This is a genomic window from Nitratireductor soli (genome assembly GCF_001050155.1).
In the GTDB taxonomy this organism is placed as follows: Bacteria; Pseudomonadota; Alphaproteobacteria; order Rhizobiales; family Rhizobiaceae; genus Nitratireductor; species Nitratireductor soli.
The window spans coordinates 51,190-70,295 of the sequence record NZ_LFVY01000012.1 but is presented as its reverse complement, the minus strand read 5'-3'; the positions used below and the strand labels follow the sequence as shown (position 1 = coordinate 70,295).

At 63.9% G+C, this 19,106-nt stretch carries 18 protein-coding genes and 1 tRNA gene; 4 read left to right on the top strand and 15 right to left on the bottom strand.

What is annotated here, in order from left to right; translation table 11 throughout:
* Positions 1–81: 81 nt before the first annotated feature.
* The 3 genes from tig to AB843_RS25640 all read right to left on the bottom strand — a co-directional run bounded on the left by tig (position 82) and on the right by AB843_RS25640 (position 1,951).
* Complete coding sequence (tig, locus tag AB843_RS15910; protein WP_048647862.1) at positions 82–1,518, bottom strand: trigger factor; 1,437 nt, start codon at positions 1,516–1,518, stop codon at positions 82–84.
* A gap of 89 nt (positions 1,519–1,607) precedes the next feature.
* Positions 1,608–1,692: transfer RNA gene (locus AB843_RS15905), tRNA-Leu, on the bottom strand.
* 61 nt (positions 1,693–1,753) lie between these two features.
* The gene (locus AB843_RS25640; RefSeq protein WP_157384534.1) at positions 1,754–1,951 is read right to left on the bottom strand and encodes a hypothetical protein; all 198 of its coding nucleotides are present in this window, start codon (positions 1,949–1,951) and stop codon (positions 1,754–1,756) included.
* Between the two features lie 85 nt (positions 1,952–2,036).
* On the opposite strand from AB843_RS25640, the gene AB843_RS25035 reads away from it, so the two are divergent.
* On the top strand, positions 2,037–2,177 hold the full coding sequence (locus AB843_RS25035) for a DUF1127 domain-containing protein (protein ID WP_007008226.1): 141 nt from the start codon (positions 2,037–2,039) through the stop codon (positions 2,175–2,177).
* Between the two features lie 623 nt (positions 2,178–2,800).
* Complete coding sequence (gene trmFO / locus AB843_RS15900) at positions 2,801–4,204, top strand: methylenetetrahydrofolate--tRNA-(uracil(54)-C(5))-methyltransferase (FADH(2)-oxidizing) TrmFO (protein WP_048647861.1); 1,404 nt, start codon at positions 2,801–2,803, stop codon at positions 4,202–4,204.
* A gap of 87 nt (positions 4,205–4,291) precedes the next feature.
* Here the strand turns inward: trmFO and AB843_RS15895 are convergent, their stop codons facing one another.
* From AB843_RS15895 to yajC, 5 genes are all read right to left on the bottom strand, one after another.
* Entirely contained in the window at positions 4,292–6,043 is a 1,752-nt protein-coding gene (locus AB843_RS15895) for a DUF4153 domain-containing protein (RefSeq protein WP_048647860.1), read from the bottom strand.
* A 119-nt stretch (positions 6,044–6,162) separates the two neighbouring features.
* Positions 6,163–7,008, bottom strand: coding sequence for a phytoene/squalene synthase family protein (locus AB843_RS15890; protein ID WP_048647859.1), 846 nt, complete (start codon positions 7,006–7,008; stop codon positions 6,163–6,165).
* Between the two features lies 1 nt (position 7,009).
* Complete coding sequence (locus tag AB843_RS15885) at positions 7,010–7,399, bottom strand: Mth938-like domain-containing protein (RefSeq protein WP_048647858.1); 390 nt, start codon at positions 7,397–7,399, stop codon at positions 7,010–7,012.
* Positions 7,399–9,969, bottom strand: coding sequence for a protein translocase subunit SecDF (gene secDF, locus AB843_RS15880; RefSeq protein WP_048647857.1), 2,571 nt, complete (start codon positions 9,967–9,969; stop codon positions 7,399–7,401). The genes AB843_RS15885 and secDF overlap by 1 nt, the downstream gene beginning before the upstream one ends.
* 66 nt (positions 9,970–10,035) lie before the next feature.
* Entirely contained in the window at positions 10,036–10,380 is a 345-nt protein-coding gene (gene yajC / locus AB843_RS15875) for a preprotein translocase subunit YajC (RefSeq protein WP_048647856.1), read from the bottom strand.
* A 328-nt stretch (positions 10,381–10,708) separates the two neighbouring features.
* On the opposite strand from yajC, the gene AB843_RS15870 reads away from it, so the two are divergent.
* Complete coding sequence (locus AB843_RS15870; RefSeq protein WP_048647855.1) at positions 10,709–11,587, top strand: ATP-binding protein; 879 nt, start codon at positions 10,709–10,711, stop codon at positions 11,585–11,587.
* Here AB843_RS15870 and AB843_RS15865 read toward each other — a convergent pair.
* Positions 11,541–12,479: a DMT family transporter gene (locus AB843_RS15865; protein ID WP_048647984.1), complete on the bottom strand. Its 939-nt coding sequence runs from the start codon at positions 12,477–12,479 to the stop codon at positions 11,541–11,543. The two genes, AB843_RS15870 and AB843_RS15865, sit on opposite strands and share 47 nt — an antisense overlap.
* 130 nt (positions 12,480–12,609) lie before the next feature.
* On the opposite strand from AB843_RS15865, the gene AB843_RS15860 reads away from it, so the two are divergent.
* Positions 12,610–13,059 (top strand): Lrp/AsnC family transcriptional regulator, encoded by a 450-nt coding sequence (locus tag AB843_RS15860; protein ID WP_048647854.1) that lies wholly within the window; start codon positions 12,610–12,612, stop codon positions 13,057–13,059.
* Positions 13,060–13,143: 84 nt separating this feature from the next.
* Here the strand turns inward: AB843_RS15860 and AB843_RS15855 are convergent, their stop codons facing one another.
* From AB843_RS15855 to tatB, 6 genes are all read right to left on the bottom strand, one after another.
* The gene (locus AB843_RS15855; RefSeq protein ID WP_048647853.1) at positions 13,144–14,691 is read right to left on the bottom strand and encodes a peptidoglycan DD-metalloendopeptidase family protein; all 1,548 of its coding nucleotides are present in this window, start codon (positions 14,689–14,691) and stop codon (positions 13,144–13,146) included.
* 224 nt (positions 14,692–14,915) lie between these two features.
* Entirely contained in the window at positions 14,916–15,569 is a 654-nt protein-coding gene (locus AB843_RS15850; protein WP_048647852.1) for a protein-L-isoaspartate(D-aspartate) O-methyltransferase, read from the bottom strand.
* On the bottom strand, positions 15,566–16,324 hold the full coding sequence (surE, locus tag AB843_RS15845; RefSeq protein WP_048647851.1) for a 5'/3'-nucleotidase SurE: 759 nt from the start codon (positions 16,322–16,324) through the stop codon (positions 15,566–15,568). The genes AB843_RS15850 and surE overlap by 4 nt, the downstream gene beginning before the upstream one ends.
* A 4-nt stretch (positions 16,325–16,328) precedes the next feature.
* Positions 16,329–17,612: a serine--tRNA ligase gene (serS, locus tag AB843_RS15840; protein ID WP_048647850.1), complete on the bottom strand. Its 1,284-nt coding sequence runs from the start codon at positions 17,610–17,612 to the stop codon at positions 16,329–16,331.
* 65 nt (positions 17,613–17,677) lie between these two features.
* Positions 17,678–18,511: a twin-arginine translocase subunit TatC gene (tatC, locus tag AB843_RS15835; protein ID WP_048647849.1), complete on the bottom strand. Its 834-nt coding sequence runs from the start codon at positions 18,509–18,511 to the stop codon at positions 17,678–17,680.
* Positions 18,508–19,059: a Sec-independent protein translocase protein TatB gene (gene tatB, locus AB843_RS15830; protein WP_048647848.1), complete on the bottom strand. Its 552-nt coding sequence runs from the start codon at positions 19,057–19,059 to the stop codon at positions 18,508–18,510. Before tatB ends, tatC begins: the two co-directional genes overlap by 4 nt.
* Between the last annotated feature and the right edge of the window lie 47 nt (positions 19,060–19,106).

Here is a 19,106-nt window from a genome sequence, read left to right as displayed (position 1 = left end):
TGTCGAACCACCCACGGCGCTGTAACGAAAAAGGCCGCCTGAGCGGCGGCCTTTCATCAACTTGCCGGTGAGCAGGGCGGCTTATTCGCCACCCTCCTCCTTCTTGGCTGCAGCCTTCTTCGGCGCGGCCTTCTTCTTCGCGGCAGGCTTTTCCTTCTTCGCCGGCTTCGACGAGACGTCTTCGTCATCGTCGGCCATCAGCTCGTCGCGCGACACGTTCTTGTCGGTGACGGAGATTTCGGCCAGCAGATGGTCGATCACCTTCTCCTCGAACAACGGCGCGCGGATGTTGGCCATGGCCTGCGGGTTCTGACGATAGAACTCGTAGATTTCCTGCTGCTGGTGCGACGGATAGCGGCGGATCGATTCGATCAGCGCGCGCTGCATCTCCTCGTCGCCGACCTGAACGCTGGCCTTTTCGCCGATCTCGGAAAGAACCAGGCCCAAGCGCACACGCCGCTCGGCGAGACGCTGATATTCCTCGCGCGCCTCGTCCTCGGTCGTGTCCTCGTCCTCGAAGCTGCGCCCGGCCGTTTCGAGATCGCGGGTCACCTGGCTCCAGATGTTGTCGAACTCGGCCTCGACGAGCTTCGACGGCGCGTCGAACTTGTAGGCTTCGTCCAGCGCGTCGAGAATCTGCCGCTTGGCCTTCTGACGGGTCACCTGGCCGAACTGGTTCTCGAGCTGGCCACGAACGATCTCACGCAGCTTCTCGGCCGATTCAAGGCCGAGCATCTTCGCCGTGTCGTCGTTGATCTCCAACTCGTTGGGCTTGGAGATCTCCTTGACCTTGATGTCGAACTCGGCCTCTTTGCCGGCCAGATGCTCGGCGGCATATTCTTCCGGGAACGTCACCTTGATGGTGGTCTCGTCACCAGCCTTGAGGCCGACGAGCTGTTCCTCGAAACCAGCGATGAACTGGTTGAAGCCGATAACCACCTCGGAATCCTCGGCCGCACCGCCGTCGAAGGGCTCGCCGCCGATCTTGCCGAGATAATCGAGCTTGACCTTGTCGCCGTCGGCGGCCTTGCCCTTCTTCACCTCGTAGGTGCGGGCGGAATCGGCAACGCGCTTGACCTGCTCCTCGACCTCGTCTTCCGGCACGTCATAGACCAGACGGGTGATCTTGATCTCGGAGAAATCCTTCAGGTCGATCGGCGGAATGACCTCGTAAGTCATGGAGAACTCGAAGTCGGCATTGCCGGCGAGCACCTTCTCGGCTTCCTTCTCATCCTCGGTCATCGAGATTTCCGGCTGCATGGCCGGCTTCTCGCCACGCTCGGAAAGGAGTTTCGAGGTGTCGGAGAGGATTTCGTTGACGACCTCCGCCATGAGGGATTTGCCATAAACCCGGCGCAGGTGCTGGGCAGGCACCTTGCCAGGCCGGAAGCCCTTCAGGTTCACCTTGCCCTTGGCGTCATCGAGGCGCTGCTCAAGGCGCGCCTCCAAGTCCTTGGCGGGGACGGTGACCTTCAGTTCGCGCTTGAGCCCTGAGTTTAGAGTCTCGGTAACCTGCATCCATCAAACCTTTGTATTCGCTTGCATCGCCGCGTTCACGGCGCCCACCGCTCGTTCTGTCGGGGAAATCGTGCCGGAGTTGGCCCTTCTGGTGCGGGTGGAGGGACTTGAACCCCCACGGCTTGCGCCACAGGAACCTAAATCCTGCGTGTCTACCAATTCCACCACACCCGCTCCGAAAGCCCCGAGATACGCCTCAAGCTTCCGAAAGCGCGGGGTTCTATATCACCTGCACCTAGTCTATCAAAGAGAAATTGGCAAGTTTCAGGGCTTTTTTACAGCCCGCCGCGGCGTGGCCCGAGGCCGGCCCCGGGTCGGTCTTTCGCGCGTGGTTCATCAGCGTTTGTTTTTTGCCCCACAACCGGTTCCCGTCCGCGCCACAGCGCAGCCGCAAAATGGCCATGCTGCATTGCACAAAACGCAATGCTGTCATGCAACATTGGCACTTCAAAGCATCGCTCGATGAGACTATCTCCTGGTCATAACGAATTCATGATTAGAACGAAGCGAGCAACGACATGAACATCATCCGCAACTACCGCAACTGGCGCCGCTACCGGCAGACCGTCACCGAGCTGAGCCGCCTGTCCAACCGCGAGCTGAACGATCTCGGCATCTCGCGTGGCGACATCCCCTTCGTGGCGCGCAAGTCTCTCTAGAGAGTTTGAATTTCGCCAGGGTCACCTCCTCCCGACCCTGACGAATACGGCCGGCATCCTCCTCCTCCCAATTGCCGGCCACCCAAAACGACACCCGCCGAACCTCCTCCCTCGGCGGGTGTTGTTTCCCCGGTGAAGCAGCCGCTTGAGCGCATTGCCGGAGACGTGTTTCCAGGCTTCCATCAGGGCCACCTCCTCCCGACCCTGATGGATACGACCGGCCACCTCCTCCCGAGCGCCGGTCACCCAAAACGACACCCGCCGAAACTCCTCCCTCGGCGGGTGTTGTTTCCCAGCGAAGGCAACCTATATGGAGCCAGTCGCACAGAGATTTGACAGTTTCGTCGGGGTTACCTCCTCCCAATCCTGACGGATACGACCGGCACCTCCTCCTCCCAAAATGCCGGTCACCCTATAACGACACCCGCCGGACCTCCTCCCTCGGCGGGTGTCGTTTTTCGGGGACACGGGCACTTTCCCCTTCTTCCACCGTCGATCAAACGATCCCCGTGATGACGGCGCGCGATCCGTTGCATTCCGCTGCGCTCTCCCTTCTTGTTTTTCCGCATTTATGCAGACGTCAGGTGATTTCACCTGACTGCAAAATGCTATATGCCCTTCCCATGAAACCAATTCACATCATCGGCGGCGGCCTCGCCGGCTCGGAAGCGGCCTGGCAGGCGGCGCAAGCCGGCGTTCCGGTCATCCTGCACGAGATGCGCCCCGTGCGCGGCACCGACGCGCACCAGACCGACGGGCTGGCGGAGCTCGTCTGCTCCAACTCCTTCCGCTCGGACGACGCCGCGACCAATGCAGTCGGCCTGCTGCATGCCGAGATGCGCCTTGCCGGGTCGCTGATCCTGCGTTCGGGCGATGCAAACCAGGTGCCGGCCGGCGGTGCGCTGGCGGTTGATCGCGTCGGCTTTTCGGACGCCGTCACGGCGGCGCTTACGGCGCATCCGCTGATCACCATCGCCCGCGAGGAGGTCACCGGCCTGCCGCCCGAGGATTGGGACCAGGCGATCATCGCCACCGGCCCGCTGACGGCACCAGCTCTCGCCGAGGCGATCGCCACCGCCACCGGCGCCGAATCGCTGGCCTTCTTCGATGCCATCGCGCCGATCGTCCATTTCGAGACGATCGACCTGGATGTCGCCTGGTTCCAATCGCGCTACGACAAGGTCGGGCCGGGCGGCACGGGCAAGGACTACATCAACTGTCCGATGGACAAGGCCCAGTACGAGGCCTTCATCCAGGCCCTTCTGGATGGTGAAAAGACCGTCTTCAAGGAATGGGAAGGCACGCCCTATTTCGACGGCTGCCTGCCCATCGAGGTGATGGCCGAGCGCGGACGCGAGACGCTTCGCCACGGTCCGATGAAGCCGATGGGGCTGACCAATGCCCACAAGCCCGACGAAAAGGCATATGCCGTGGTACAGCTGCGCCAGGACAATGCGCTGGGCACGCTGTACAATATGGTCGGGTTCCAGACGAAGCTGAAATACGGCGCGCAGACCGGCATTTTCCGCATGATCCCAGGTCTGGAAAACGCCGAATTCGCCCGGCTCGGCGGCCTGCACCGCAACACCTATCTCAATTCGCCGGCCCTGCTCGATGAGACCCTGCAACTGAAAAGCCGGCCCGGCCTGCGCTTTGCCGGCCAGATCACCGGCTGCGAAGGCTATGTGGAAAGCGCTGCGATGGGCCTGCTTGCCGGCCGCTTCGCCGCCGCCTCGCGGCTTGGACGGCCGTTTACCGCACCGCCCGTCACCACGGCATTCGGCGCGCTGCTCAACCACATCACCGGCGGGCATATCCTGTCGGCGGACGAGCCGGGCAAGCGCTCATTCCAGCCGATGAACGTCAATTTCGGCCTGTTTCCTCCGATCGAGGTGCCGAAGCTCGACGGCCGGCGGCTGCGCGGCAAGGAAAAGACCCTGGCGAAGAAGAAAGCGATGACGGCGCGCGCGCTCGTCGATTGGCAGTCCTGGCTGGGGCGGGATGCAGCCGGTATCGCCGCCGAATGAGCCGAAATCCGCGCGCGGGCGGCCTAGCTTATTGTTTTGCCGCATTTATGCGGACGTCAGGTGATTCCATCTGACTGCAAAAATGCTCTATTGCCACTCCGCACGCCGGATGAAGATCGTTCCGGTCACGTTGCGAACCTGCAGCGTCGGTCTCCGTTCGGCATGGAGATAGGTCGGCGCAAGCACGATCGTCCGGCCGTCGGCCGTCAAGGTCAGCACCGCGCCTTTCGTCTGCGTCGCCACCTCGCCGATCTGTTCGTCGTGTATGGCAAACAGCGTCGCCGGCCCGTCGCCGAAGCCAATGGCGATGGCATTGTCCCGCAGGGCCAAGGACAGGCTTTCCCCGTCAGGCATGTCGATCCTGCTGGCCGGGCCGTCTGTCGGATAGAGCTGCACGTTGAGAACGACCGTGTCGAAGCCAGCGACCGCGAGAACCATGGGCTCGGCGCTGCTCACCAACACCATGCTGTCCGTGCTCTTGCGCAGGCGGTCGGGATCGAGCTTCCAGGCCACGGCGATATCACGATAGGGATTGCTGCTGGCGGCCACGTCGATGCCCTCGGGCGCCACAGCCTGGAGGCTCCCCTTCCCGGACAGAAAGAGCAGAGCCGATAGCGCCCGGTCACGGCCTTCCTCATCGACTGGCGGGTTGTTGACGATTTCCAGGAACCGCGCGGACTGGTTTGCGATCGTTCGTGAAATGGCACCCTGCGGCCCGAAGCTGCCGACAAGCAGCGCCAGCACCGGCAGACCGGCGATGACCCGCGTGTCGCCGCGCAGGCGCGGCCAGAGCTGCGCCAGGACGAGGATCGCCGCCACCAGGCCGAAAAGCCCGAGCAGGAAGCGGTCCACGGTGATGCCGAAGGCGCCGACGCGCAGGACCAGCGCATAGGCCAGCAACGCCAGGGGAACGGGTAGAAGAAGCGGCCAGTACCGGACGAAGAAGCGTGTCGGCGCCCGTGCCGTGTCGAGAAACGGCTTGGTGAGGACCAGCGCGGCGAAAATGCAGAAGCCATAGGTCAGGACGAGCCAGCCGATCTGCCCCTGCGGCACGCTTTGCGTGACGACGATCTTCAAGGCGTAGAGATGCAGGATCAGCGCGTAGACGATCAGCAGCGGCACGGCGGCGAAATCGCCCAGCGCGCGCATGCCGCGCTTCATGAAACCGGCTTCGATGTCGCCAGGGACGGTGGAGAATTCGGCCGGCGTCTGCCCCATGCCGAACAGCGGGGCGATGAACAAGCCGATCGCCAGCCAGATGTGTTCGTAGAGATCGCCCGGAACGTCGATGCCGAACAGATGCGTCAGGCTGGCCAGAATGGCCGAAATGCCGCCACCGAACAGGCCGAGCGCCAAAAGCGCCAGAAGTGCTGCGAACACCAGCCGCGCGCCAAACATCCAGAAGCTGGCGCTGGTTCCACGCCCGGCAAAGGGCGCCAGCGGCACAAGACCGACCAGGGCTGCCAGGAACGCCCATTCGGTGGTGCGGCCGGTGATGCCCGGCCACATGATTGCAAAGGCGGCGAACCCGCATAGCAATGGCGCGGCGATATGCAGCCACGCCGCGCGCGAGCGCGGCTCGACGCACAGCTTGGCCGAGAACGACGCCAGAGCGGCGGCGATGAGGGCGAGGATCAGATCGTCCTGCCGCGCCGGCCCGTACGCGCCGTCGGCAAACAGGTGGATATCGGCCGCAAGGAGATTGGCGCACAGCGCCGCGAGAAAGAGAAACAGCGTTGTCAGCGGAAAGCGCAGAACCGCCGCGCGGGTCGCCGCCAGCATTTCCACGAGCGCCGAGCGCCACCCCGACAGAGCGAGGGATTGTGCTGCAGATGACATCGGTTCGAATCCCCTTCGATCCTTCAATGGTTCGCTATCGCAATGACCAGTCAAGCGGGGCGGAAATGCGGCGTCTCGCAGTCCGGTTGTCCAGGCTGAGGGGGACGCTCCATTCAACGTCAGTTCCATCCCCGCATCGCCAGCAGCAGCATCGTCCAATGACGGCGCCATTGGGCGATGCCGGCGACTTCATTCAACGGGTCGATCCGCGCGCCGGCGATGCGATCGAAGTAGCACGATGCGAGGCCGGCAGGCAGGTAGGCGGGGCGCAGCGAAGCCGGCAAGGCCCTGGCCGCGGATTCGAACCGTCCCGCATGCTCGCGTCCGAGCGCCACCATCGCCAGCACGGCGCGCCGGGTGCCTTGCGGGTCATTGCCGGCAAGCAGGGCTTCACGCGTTGTCCCGGCGGCGGCCAGAAGATCGGCTGGAAGGTAGCACTGGCCGCGTCGCCGGTGGACCGGCAAGGACCGCAGCAGGCCGGCAATCGCCTGGGCGCAGCCGGCATGACCGGCGATTTCGGCCGTTTGCGCGGCGGCCGATGCATCGAGCACCAGTGCGGCAAGCTGGATCAGCGCCGAGGCGGTCTCACCGCAATAGCCCTCCAGATCGTTGCGGCTGGGCATCGGGTCGTCGTAGAGATCGAACTCGCGCGCATCGAGCATGTCGAGCAGCGGTTGGACCGGTAGATGGAAGGTCCGCACCGTGTCGATCAGGGAAGCGGCAAGCGGGGCGCTCGTGGATGTTTCCGGCGCTTGCGACGTCAGAACGTCGCGCCAGAACTGCAGGCGCACGGCACCGGGCAGCGGTTCGCTGACGCGGTCGCGGATTGCCGCAATCTCGGCATTGAAGGCGTAGAGGGCGAACAGCGCATCGCGCTTTTGCGCCGGCGCGTAAAGCACGGAGAGATAGCGGTCGGGGTCGGCTTCGCGCACCACCGACAGCGCGTAGTGCGGATCACCCGCCATCTCAATCGACGGCAATCAGCGCTGCGGCAACGGTCCGGCTCTCGGCAAGCAGGACATTGTAGGTGCGCACCGCAGCGCCGGTCGCCATGGTCTCCACGGCGACGCCCGCGTCGCGGAACCGCTTGCGCAATTCCGCCGGCAGCGGGATCAGCGTCTTGCCCGTGCCGACAAGCAGAATGTCGAAGGCGTCCGCCTCTGCGATCAGCGCAGCGTAATCGCCCTCCCCGAGCCCTTCGAACGCCGTCACATCCCAGCCATGAATGCCCGACGGCAGGCAGAGGATCGAGCCACGATGCGACATGTCGGCGAAGCGGAAACCGCCATTGCCATAGGCATCGATGGGCGCGCGGCCGGGAAAATGGGCCGCGCGGATTTGCAGGCCGGCGGACATCACTTCGCCGGCAGCTGGCCGGCGGTTTCCCCGCCGGTCGCGTCACCGTCATCCGCCGTTCCGGCCTGCGAGCCGGCGCCGCGCATACGGAACAGGATCAACAACGGTCCGGCGATGAAGATCGACGAATAGGTGCCCATCACCACGCCAAAGATCATGGCCGCCGTGAAAGAGCGGATCACTTCCCCGCCGAAGATGAACAATGCAACGAGCGCCAGGAGCGTCGTCACCGAGGTCATCGTCGTGCGCGACAGGGTCTGGTTCATCGACAGGTCGAGCAATTGCGGCATCGGCATCTTCTTGAAGCGACGCAAATTCTCGCGCACGCGATCATAGACCACGACCGTGTCGTTCAGCGAATAGCCGACAATGGTCAGGATGGCCGCGATGCTCGTCAGGTTGAACTCGATCCCGGTAACGACGAAGAAGCCGATGGTCATGATGACATCGTGCAGCGTTGCCAGGATCGCGCCGACGGCGAACTGCCATTCGAAACGCAGCCAGATATAGATCAGGATGGCCAGCAGCGAGGCCAGCACGGCGATGGTTCCGGCGCGCGCCAATTCGTTGGAAACGGTCGGACCGACCACCTCGACGCGGCGGAACTCGTAGGCGTCCTCCAGCTCGCCGCGCATCTTGGCGATGACGGTCTGTTCGGCGTTGTCGCCGCCATCCTGCGCCTGGACGCGGATCAGCACCTCGCGCGGGTCGCCGAATTCCTGCACCTGGACCTCGCCGAGGTTCAGGCCGGAGAGCCGCGCCCGGATGTCGGCGAGATCGGCCGGCCCTTCGCGCGACTGCACCTCGATCGACGAGCCGCCGCGGAAATCGATGCCGTAGTTCATGTTGAAGCTCATGAACAGAACGACGGCGGCGATGGAGGCGATGGCCGACAGGGAGAAGGTGACGCGGCGAATCTTCATGAAACCGATGCGCGTCCCGTCGGGCACCAACTTTATCGGCGAGCGCGGCAATTCCTTCGGCCGGCGGCGGCGCACCCAATCGGCGACGATCCAACGGGTCAGCGTGTAGGCCGTGAACACCGTGGTCGCGATACCGACAGCCAGCGTGACGGCGAAACCGCGCACCGGCCCGGAACCGAGATAGAACAGGATGATGGCGGCGATGAGCGTCGTGACATTGGCGTCGATGATGGTTGCCAGCGCCTTGGAGAAGCCCGTGTCGACCGCCTGGATGAGCGATCGCCCGCCGGCGCGTTCCTCGCGTATCCGCTCGAAGATCAGGACGCTGGAATCGACCGCCATGCCGATGGTCAGCACGATGCCGGCAATGCCAGGCAAGGTCAGCGTGGCGCCCAGCGCCGACAGGATGGCGATGATCATCGTCACGTTGGCGACCAGCGCGACGACGGCGAACACGCCAAGCAGGCCATAGGCGGCGATCATGAACGCCACGACGAGAACAGCGCCGATGACCGAGGCAATCTTGCCGGCGTCGATGGAATCCTGGCCGAGACCCGGCCCGACGGTCCGCTCCTCGATGATGGTCAGGGTCGCCGGCAGCGCACCGGCGCGCAACAGAACAGCCAGGTCGTTGGCGCTCTGCACATTGAAACTGCCGGAAATCTGGCCCGTGCCGCCGAGGATCGGCTCGCGAATCTGCGGGGCCGAGATCACCTGATCGTCGAGAATGATGGCGAACAGCCGGCTGACATTCTCCTGCGTCGCCTGGCCGAAACGCGTCGCACCCTTGGTGTCGAAGCGGAAGCTGACGACGGGCTCGTTGGTGCGCTGGTCGAAAGTCGCCTGCGCATCGACGAGGTTTTCGCCCGAGACGATGACGCGGTCCTCGATCAGATAGGGAACCGGCGGGTCATCCATCGAGTATTTGACCGATGTGCCGATCGGCGGTCGGCCGGTGATGGCTTCCTGCACGGGCATTGACTGGTCGACCATCTGAAAGGTCATCTTGGCGGTCTGGCCAAGAATGTCCTTCAGGCGCTGTGGATCCTGCAGGCCTGGCACCTGTACCAGAATGCGGTCGTCGCCCTGGCGCTGGATGACCGGCTCGGTGGTGCCAAGTTCGTTGACGCGCCGGCCGACCACTTCGATCGACTGGGTCAAGGCCGAGGTGATGCGGTACTGGATACCGTCACCGGTGAGCGAAAAGCGCAGAAGCCCCGGCTCCGGCTCGCTCAGCGTCAGCTCGGTGACGGTGCCGCCGCCAAACAGGCCTGAAGTGATCGGCTGGGTCAATTCGCTCAGCGCTTCCTTGGCCGCCGCGACATCGCCGGCATCGCGGATGCGCACCTGGACGCTCTGGCCCGATCCCGTCAGGCCTGTGTAGCCGATCTTCTTGTCGCGCAGCACGCGGCGAATGTCGTCGCGCGTGGTGACGATCCGTTCCTCGATCAGTTCGTTCTTCTCGATCTGCAGGAGGATGTGCGAACCACCCTGAAGATCGAGGCCGAGCGTCATCGGACGCGTCGGCGCCCAGCTCGGCACGGACGACAGATAGGAGGCCGGGATGATGTTCGGCGCCGCATAGGCGATGCCGAGCGCCACGGCCAGCCAGATGAGGATCGTTTGCCAGCGCGAGAAATGTAGCATGGTGCCTCTTCATTTCGGGGTGGGTCCGCCGCAACGGCCCTCCCCGGAAATCACGTCATATTGCGGTTATTTCTTGGCGGAGGTGTTATCGGCCACCGGTTCGCCCTTGACGCGCACTTCGGCAAGCATGGAGCGGAGGGCAGTTACCTTGTTGCCGCCGCCCAGATCGATTTCGAGCTCATGATCGTTGACGACCTTGGTCACCTTGCCAATGAGGCCGCCGCCGGTCACCACCGTGTCGCCGCGCCGAACAGCCGCGAGCATTTCGGTGCGTCGCTTCATCTGCTGGCGCTGCGGCCGGATGATGAGGAAATACATGATGACGAAGATCAGCACGAAAGGCAGGATGCTGACGAAGATGTCCGGCGTGGCGCCGATGCCAGCCTGTGCATATGCCGGGGTTACGAACATGGGATACTCCTGAAATGCGCCGGCAGGCCGGCTGGTCGTAAATGTGGCCGGAATATAGACTTTCGGCCCTCCATTGCAACCATTCGCCGCCTTTGTGCGCCGCTGTTTGCCTGGCGTACCACTGAGCGCCCGGCGCGGCTTGCAAATCCCTCGGCCTTGTGACAGAACCGTACCGTACGGTACGCATATGAATTTCCGCTTTGCATAAGCTGTTGAGGGGTGCCATGCGGCCATTCGGACGCATAAAGGACGCACTGTTTCTTTGTTTTTCCGCGTTTGTGCGGACGTCGGGCGATTCCGCCGGATTGCAGATGCTATAGGACGATTCATGCAGGACAAAAGTATTGAAGCGCTGAGCGACAAGCTCGACCGCCTGATCGCCGCGGTGGAACGTCTCGGCCCGGCCACGCCCCTGCCCGCGCGATTCGACGCAGCCGACTGTTTCGTCTGGCATGCCGAAAGCCGAGCCCTTGTGCCCATAGAAAAGGTCAACCGCGTCGAGATCGGCCTGATCCATGGCGTCGACCGGGTGCGCGACATCCTGGCCGACAATACGGAGCGCTTCGCCCGCGGCCTGCCGGCCAACAACGTGCTTCTGTGGGGCGCGCGCGGCATGGGCAAGTCATCGCTGGTGAAGGCTGTCCACGCAGCGGTGAACGGTTCGGCAAAGGCCGGGCAAGCGCCGCTCAAGCTGGTCGAGATTCACCGCGAGGACATCGAAACCCTGCCGCAGCTGATGGCTCTATTGAAGGCGGCGCCGTTCCGCTTCATCCTCTTCTGCGACGATCTGTCCTTCGACCAGAACGACACGTCCTACAAATCGCTGAAGGCGGCGCTCGAGGGCGGCGTCGAGGGACGGCCGGCGAATGTCATCCTCTACGCCACGTCGAACCGCCGGCACCTCCTGCCGCGCGACATGATCGAGAACGAACGCTCGACGGCCATCAACCCGTCCGAAGCGGTCGAGGAAAAAGTGTCTCTGTCGGATCGATTCGGCCTGTGGCTCGGCTTCCACAAATGCTCGCAGGAAGAATATCTGGCGATGATCGACGGCTATGTGCGCCATTACGGGCTGAGCGTCGCCCCCGACGCCTTGCGCGCAGACGCGCTCGAATGGGCGACGACACGCGGCAGCCGCTCCGGCCGCGTCGCCTGGCAATTCATCCAGGACCTGGCTGGTCGGCTGGGCAAGCGGCTGGACGACTGACCCCGTTGGCTGGGGGATGTCGGCGCCAACCGAGCGTCCACCCCAGCGTCATGCCGGCGGCGGCAATGAGGATGGCCGCGGCGCCCAGCAATTGCAGGGCCTGCAGCCGGTGGCCGAAGGCCGCGTAGTCGACGAAAATCGCCACCACCGGATAGACGAAGGACAAAGCGCCTTGCAGGTGGGTCGGCAGTTTCTGCACGGCGCCGTACATCAATATGTACATCAGTCCCGTATGGACGATGCCGAGCGTGGCCAGCGCCGACCACGCGCCGAACCCGACGGGCGGATTGGCCAGATTGGCGAAAGGCGCCAGCATGGCAATGCCAACGCTCGTCTGGACGAGGGCGATCAGATGCGGCGGCATGCCTTTCAGCGCCTTGGTGACGACAGCCGCCAGCGCCCAGAAGAAGGCTGCGCCCAGCGCCATTGCGATGCCGATGAAGTAATTCGCACCAACATAGTCCGCGCCGGGCTTGGACTGAACGATCAGGATCAGTCCGGCAAAGGCGACCAGCAGCCAGGCAAGCTTGGCGAGTGTCGGCCTTTCGCCGAAAAACAACGCCCCGAAGCCGACCAGCATGAAGGGCTGGGTGTTGTAGACTGCCGTGGCGATGGCGATGGAAGCATGCTCATAGGCACTGAACAACAGCACCCAGTTGACGACGATCGCCACACCGCCCAAAGCAGCGATGGCGGCAAGTCGCCAGGTCAGCACGCCGCGCAAGAGCCCCATCGCCGCGCAGATGACGAACAGCGTTGCCGCGCCGAAGACGCAGCGCCAGAACACCACGTCGATCGGCGCGGCGCCCGACAGCACGACGAACCAGCCGATCGTTCCCAGGATGGTCATTGCGGCGGTCATCTCGACCGTCCCGCGCACTCGCTCGTTCATCAACGCCTCACGCATGGTTGGCGGCGGAGTATGTGACGGTGCCTGGGCGATCTCCATGCTTTCGCGAAGGAGATGGTGATGGTAAACCTAATTATCTTAGGTGAAACAGGCGAACTCCGAAGGAAGACCAATGCTTGACCAAATGGACCAACGGATCATCGGGGCCTTGATCGAGGATGCCCGCATGTCGTTGAAGGACCTGGCGGCCGTGGTCGGCCTGTCTTCACCCAGCGTTTCCGAGCGGGTACGCCGGCTTGAGGAGCGCGGCGTGATCCGCGCCTACACGCTCGAGCTCGATCCGCGCGCGCTCGGCTATCAGTTGCAGGCCATCGTGCGGATACGCCCCCTGCCCGGCAAGCTGCACATCGTCGAGAAGCTGATCGCCGAAATTCCCGAAGTGGTCGAATGCGACAAGGTGACGGGCGACGATTGCTTCGTGGTCCGCCTGTTCGCCCGGTCGATCGAGGATCTTGACGTGCTGATCGACGCGATCTCCGACAAGGCCCAGACGAGCACCTCCGTCGTCAAGGCGCAATCGGTCAGGCGACGCTGTCCGCCCCCCGCACGCGCGCCCCAATAAAGAACCCGCCCTTGCGGGCGGGTTAAGGAGCAGCCTGACCGGAGGTCAGGCAGGCCGCGTCTTTTCTTGATTATTCGCGAAAGCCTATTCGAGATATCCGGTCGGATTGACCGGCGTCGCGTTCTTGCGCACTTCGAAATGCAGTTTCGGGCTGTCCGCATTGCCGCTCATGCCCGAAAGCGCGATCTCCTGGCCACGCTTGACCTTCTCGCCGCGCTTGACGCGCAGGGCGCTGGCGTGGCCGTAGACGGTGACCATGCCGTCATCATGGCGCACCAGAACCGTGTTGCCGAATTCCTTCAGCCCGTCGCCGGCGTAGATGACGACGCCATTCTCCGCCGCCTTCACAGCGGTGCCGGCCGGGACGGAAATGTCGATGCCGTCGTTCCTGACCGAACCGGAGGTGCTGCCGAAATTCGAGACGATGCGTCCGCGCACCGGCCAGCGCAATTTGCCAATACCGGTTGAATCGGGCGCTGCGGCACTGCTGTTGCTGGCGACGGCCGCCACCTGGGTTTCGCCACCGGCGGGTTGGGCGATGGGCTCGGCGCTGGCCTTCACGACCGGCGCTGGCTCACGCGTGGTGGCGCTGGTGGTGGTCTTGTCGACTGGTTTGGAAGCGCTTGCAACTTGCGTCGTCTGGCCGGCGCCGCCTGCTGGAATGGTCAATTTCTGGCCGATCTGCAAATAGCCGTCAGCCAGTCCGTTGGCCGCCTTGATGCTGGCCGCGCTGGCACCGGTCTTGCGTGCGATGCCGTACAGCGTGTCGCCGGAGGCGACGGTGTAGACCCCGCCCGAGACCATGTTGCCGCCGGCGGCATTGCTGTTGTTCGCCGTCGTGCTGCTGGCTTCGGACCGGTCCGGTCGGGCGCGCGGCTTCGGCGTCTCGGGCAGCACTGCCAGCCGCTCCTGCGGCTCGCGCTGGCTGGGAACCGGTTCGCGTGTCGCTGTCCGGGTGTTGTCTTGTGGTGCATTGCCATTGGCGCCGGGAGCACCGCGCGAATATGCGTAGCTCGGAATGACGATCTGCTGGCCGGTCTTCAGACCGGCGTCCTTGGGCAAGCCATTGGCGCTGAGGATCACACTCGCCGGCACACCGAAGCGCCGCGACAGGCTGTAGGCGGTGTCGCCCTCGCGCACGGTGACAACCGTGTTGCCTGCAGGCGCTGCGGGTTGTGCCACGGAGCCGGTCGCCGTTCCGTCGAGTTGCGGACGGGCAGCGGCAATGGGGGCCGGCTGCTGCGTGGGCGCGGCGATCTGCTGGCGCTGGATGGGTGTGGAAGCCGCAGGCGCCAAGGTGACAGGCTGGTTCATCCGGCTCGAGCCGGGCGCCGGCAATGGCTGCTGCTGCGCAACCCCGCCAACGAGCCCTGCCGGGCGTGCGGCCTGGCGGTTGATCGATCCCGTGGCGGTGGTGTCGAGGCCTGCCGTGTTGTAGCCGGCATCGCCCGGATAGGGCTGGCTGGCCGGGGCCATGGCGATGTTGCGGTTGGCGGACGGTCGCCCGTCAGAAAAATCGCTTGCCCTGAAGCGTGAGACATCGGAACTGCAGCCGGCGACCGCGCCACCCACCAGGAGAACAGCCGCTCCACGCACCAGAGTGCGCTCGAATTTCCGTGTGATGCAACGCATGAGACTACCCGCGTACCCGATACTTGAACACCGGCAATTAGATCGCGTTAATGTTACTCAGCGGTTAAGAAGACGGTGGAAATTATTGGAATCTCTAGATCACGATGATTTTGGATTGAACCAATCCAAAATCATAAACGTGATCGCTCCTGGTAAGTTAGAGCGGGATGCGGGCGGAAAACCGCTTCGCACTTTTCCTCATCCCGCTCTAGCGCGGCAGCCAATCAGATGGCTTCGGAGGCCCGTTTCACCAGCGGCTGGAGACGCACCGACGCCAGGTCCGTCCGCTCGAAGCGGCTGCCGATCTTGACGAGCTTCATCATCGTCTGCACCTCCTCGGCCGCTCCCACGGGGCAGATCATGATGCCGCCCGTCGCCAGTTGATCGACGAAACGGCGCGGCAGTTCATCGAACGCCGCCCAGGCAACGATCCTGTCGAACGGCCCTTCGCTGGCCAGGCCGTCAATGCCGTCGGCGTGGCGCGCGACCGCATTGGCGATGCCCAGAACCTCCCAGCGCGACTGTGCCTCGGCGACAAGCGTCCGGTAGCGATCCAGGCTGACGACGCGGCCGGCCAACCGCGCCATGACGGCGGCAGTGAAGCCCGAGCCAGTGCCGATCTCCAGCACGCGGTGACCGGACGACAGTTCGAGCGCCTCGATCACCTGTGCCTGCAGGTCGCATCCCTCGATCGCCTCGCCGCAGGCGATCGGCACCATGCGGTCGGACCAGGCCGAGGCATTCCATTGCGACGGGATGAAGCCCGCGCGCGGCGTCATCTCCATGGCGGAAAACAGCGCCTTGCCGCCCAGCCCGCGCGCGCGCATGCGCAGCATGAAGGCGGCAAACCCCTCCCGTTCAGGATCCGGCGCCATCATGCAAGCGCCTTGGTCAGCCGGTCGCGCACCTCATGCGCGGTCAGGTCGAGATGCAGCGGCGTCACCGAAACATAATTGTCGCGCATGGCGGCCTGGTCGCTGCCGGCGCGGATGTCGGCCTGTTCGCGGCCAAAGCGCAGCCAGTAGTAGGGAAAGTTGCGCCCGTCCTTGCGCTCCTCGACCCACAGGCCATGCACCAGCTTGCCCTGCGCCGTGACCAGCGTGCCCTTGGCCTCTTCGGGCGGGCAGTTGGGAAAGTTGAGATTGAGGAACACGCCGGCCGGCAGCGGCGTTTCGACGAGGCGCTTCAACAGCGGCGGGGCGAGCGCTTCCACCGTGCCGAACGGCACGAAACGGCTTTCATCCCTGAAATCATAGGCCTGGCTGAGGGCGATGGAGCGGATGCCGAGCAGCGTGCCCTCCATGGCGCCGGCCACGGTGCCCGAATAGGTCACGTCGTCGGCGATGTTGGTGCCGTTGTTGACCCCCGACAGGATCAAATCCGGCTGCCGGTCCATCACGTGGCGCACGCCCATGATGACGCAATCGGTGGGCGTGCCGCGCAGGGCGAAATGGCGGTCGTCGATCTTGCGCATCCTGAGCGGCTCGGACAGTGACAGCGAATGAGCGAAGCCGGACTGGTCGGTCTCCGGCGCAACCACCCAAACATCGTCGGAGAGCGTCCTGGCGATGCGTTCGAGAACCGCCAGGCCCTCGGCGTGAATGCCGTCGTCGTTGGTTAACAGAATGCGCAAGATATCAGTCCTTTAATGCTTCGATCTTCTCCAGGCCGCCCATATAGGGACGCAGAACATCCGGCACCGTCACGCTGCCATCCTCGTTCTGGTAGTTTTCCAGAACGGCGATCAGCGCCCGGCCAACCGCCGTGCCCGAGCCGTTCAGCGTGTGGACGAAATGGGTCTGCTTGTCGCTGCCGATGCGGTAGCGCGCGTTCATGCGGCGTCCCTGGAAATCGCCGCAGACCGAGCAGGACGAGATTTCGCGATAGGCTTTCTGCCCCGGCAGCCAGACCTCGAGATCGTAGGTCTTGCGCGCGCCGAAGCCCATGTCGCCGGTGCACAGGACCATGGTGCGGAACGGCAGGTCGAGCTTCTTCAGCACGCTCTCGGCGCATTCGGTCATGCGCTCGTGCTCGGCAAGGGAGGAATCCGCATCGGTAATCGACACCAGCTCGACCTTGTAGAACTGATGCTGGCGCAGCATGCCGCGCGTGTCGCGGCCGGCAGAGCCTGCCTCCGAGCGGAAGCACGGCGTCAGCGCGGTGAAGCGCAGTGGCAGTTTCTCGCCATCGAGGATTTCCTCGCGCACGAGATTGGTGAGCGGGACCTCGGCGGTGGGGATGAGCCAATGGTCGTCGCCGGCGCGGAAAAGGTCTTCCTCGAATTTCGGCAATTGCCCGGTGCCGAACATCGCCTCGTCGCGCACCAGGAGCGGCGGCTGGACTTCCGTATAGCCATGTTCGATTGTGTGCAGGTCGAGCATGAACTGGCCGAGCGCGCGTTCCAGCCTGGCAAGCTGGCCCGACAGCACGGTGAAGCGCGAACCCGAAATCTTCGCCGCGCGCTCGAAATCCATCAGGCCGAGCGCCTCGCCGATCTCGAAATGCTCTTTCGACCAGTTGCTGTGCCTGGCCTCGCCGATTTTGCGGACCTCGACATTATCGCTTTCGTCGGCGCCGACCGGCACGTCGTCGAGCGGGATGTTGGGAAGGCGCGCCAATGCGTCGCGCAGCGCGGCATCGTGGCGGCGCTCCTCGGCCTCGCCCTCCTGGACGAAGCCCTTCAGCTCGGCCACTTCGGCCTTCAGCGTCTCGGCCAGCGCCTTGTCGCCGGAAGCCATCGCCTTGCCGATTTCCCTGGAGGCGGCGTTGCGGCGCTCCTGCGCCTCCTGCAGCCTGGTCAGGTGCTGGCGGCGCGCTTCGTCGAGCGCCAGGAGCTTTTGGCTTTCGGGGTTCGCGCCACGCTTTTCCAGCGTTTCGTCAAGCGCCAGCGGGTTCTCGCGAATCCATTTGATGTCGAGCATGTCAGGCTTCCAATCGCGGAGAGATTTGAACAACCGCCCCGACAGCGACAGGAAATGCCTTCAGTCTAGGCGGTCGGCTGGTCCGCTTCGTCGGTTTGGTCAGCCGCGGCTTTCTCCCGCGCGCGACTGCGCTCCACCATACGGGCGGCCCAGATGGCAATCTCGTAGAGAAGGATGGTTGGAAGCGCAAGACCGATCTGGCTCACCGGGTCCGGCGGCGTCAGCACGGCAGCGGCGACGAAGGCGGCGACGATGGCGTATTTGCGCTTGTCGGCAAGGCCCTGCGAGGTCAGCAATCCGACCCGCGCCATCAGCGTCGTCACCACGGGCAATTGAAACACCAGGCCGAAGGACAGCATCAGCGTCATGATCAGCCCGAGATATTCGGAAACCTTCGGCAGCAGCGAGATCTGCACGGTGTTTTCCGGCCCCACCTGCTGCATCGACAGGAAGAACCACATGACCATCGGCGTGAAGAAGAAATAGACCAGCGCGCCGCCGATGAGGAACAGGATCGGCGAGGCTATGAGGAACGGCATGAAGGCGCGCCGCTCGTTCTTGTAGAGCCCGGGCGCGACGAATTTGTACACCTGCATGGCGATCACCGGGAAGGCCACCACCACGCCGCCGAACATGGCCAGCTTGATCTGCGTGAAGAAGAATTCCTGCGGTGCTGTGTAGATCAGGTCGACCTTGCTCGCATCGAGCCCAGCCCACAAGGTTGCCCACTGGAACGGAATGACAAGCAGGTTGAAGATCTGCTTGGCGAAGAAGAAGCAGACGAGGAAAGCGACGAAAAAACCGCCGATCGCCCAGATCAGGCGCGAGCGCAGTTCGATCAGGTGATCGAGCAGCGGCGCCGAGGACTGGTCTATATCGTCTTTGCCGTCAGCGCTCACGAGGCCGCTCCGCTGGTTTTCTTGCTTGCGGTCGATTTCGCGGCTGCCGGTTTGGGTTTGGCCGCCGCCTTCACCGGTGCTCGCTTGGCCGGGGATTTAGCCGGAGACTTGGCTTCAGATTGGGCTGACGATTTGGCCTTCGCCGATGCCGTGGTCCCTGCCGGCATGCCGGTCGCCGCCTTCTTCACCGGCTCGGCTGGATGCACCCCCGTTTTGGCCGGGGTTGCCGGTTTCGCCGGTTGTGGCTTCATCGCCGCGTCGAGCCCGGCGCGGATGTCCTGGCCGACCTTCTCGATCGGATTGAGATGCTTCTTGATCTCGTTGCGCGGGTCGAGCTTGCGGGCGTCATCGACCATGGTCTTGACGTCGTCAAGCTCCGCTTCCTTCAGCGCCTCGTCGAACTGCTTGCGAAAATCGCCGGCCATGCCGCGCAGTTTCGTGGTGGTGCGCCCGAAGGTGCGCAGCATACGCGGCAAATCCTTCGGCCCGACCACAACGATCAGGACGACGGCGATCACCAGCATTTCAGGCCAGCCAATGTCAAACATATGTCACCAGAATAAGGGCGATAGACAGCGCAAGCCGCACGGCGTGA

Bases quoted from the DNA above. Each gene is read 5' to 3' on its own strand.
- AB843_RS15860 (WP_048647854.1), top strand. From the start codon at position 12,610: ATGCTTGACCAAATGGACCAACGGATCATCGGGGCCTTGATCGAGGAT.
- AB843_RS15885 (WP_048647858.1), bottom strand. From the start codon at position 7,399: ATGTCCGCCGGCCTGCAAATCCGCGCGGCCCATTTTCCCGGCCGCGCG.
- AB843_RS15865 (WP_048647984.1), bottom strand. From the start codon at position 12,479: ATGAACGAGCGAGTGCGCGGGACGGTCGAGATGACCGCCGCAATGACC.
- AB843_RS15870 (WP_048647855.1), top strand. From the start codon at position 10,709: ATGCAGGACAAAAGTATTGAAGCGCTGAGCGACAAGCTCGACCGCCTG.
- tig (WP_048647862.1), bottom strand. From the start codon at position 1,518: ATGCAGGTTACCGAGACTCTAAACTCAGGGCTCAAGCGCGAACTGAAG.
- yajC (WP_048647856.1), bottom strand. From the start codon at position 10,380: ATGTTCGTAACCCCGGCATATGCACAGGCTGGCATCGGCGCCACGCCG.
- trmFO (WP_048647861.1), top strand. From the start codon at position 2,801: ATGAAACCAATTCACATCATCGGCGGCGGCCTCGCCGGCTCGGAAGCG.
- AB843_RS25640 (WP_157384534.1), bottom strand. From the start codon at position 1,951: ATGACAGCATTGCGTTTTGTGCAATGCAGCATGGCCATTTTGCGGCTG.
- AB843_RS15850 (WP_048647852.1), bottom strand. From the start codon at position 15,569: ATGATGGCGCCGGATCCTGAACGGGAGGGGTTTGCCGCCTTCATGCTG.
- serS (WP_048647850.1), bottom strand. From the start codon at position 17,612: ATGCTCGACATCAAATGGATTCGCGAGAACCCGCTGGCGCTTGACGAA.
- tatB (WP_048647848.1), bottom strand. From the start codon at position 19,059: ATGTTTGACATTGGCTGGCCTGAAATGCTGGTGATCGCCGTCGTCCTG.
- AB843_RS15855 (WP_048647853.1), bottom strand. From the start codon at position 14,691: ATGCGTTGCATCACACGGAAATTCGAGCGCACTCTGGTGCGTGGAGCG.
- AB843_RS15895 (WP_048647860.1), bottom strand. From the start codon at position 6,043: ATGTCATCTGCAGCACAATCCCTCGCTCTGTCGGGGTGGCGCTCGGCG.
- AB843_RS25035 (WP_007008226.1), top strand. From the start codon at position 2,037: ATGAACATCATCCGCAACTACCGCAACTGGCGCCGCTACCGGCAGACC.
- AB843_RS15890 (WP_048647859.1), bottom strand. From the start codon at position 7,008: ATGGCGGGTGATCCGCACTACGCGCTGTCGGTGGTGCGCGAAGCCGAC.
- secDF (WP_048647857.1), bottom strand. From the start codon at position 9,969: ATGCTACATTTCTCGCGCTGGCAAACGATCCTCATCTGGCTGGCCGTG.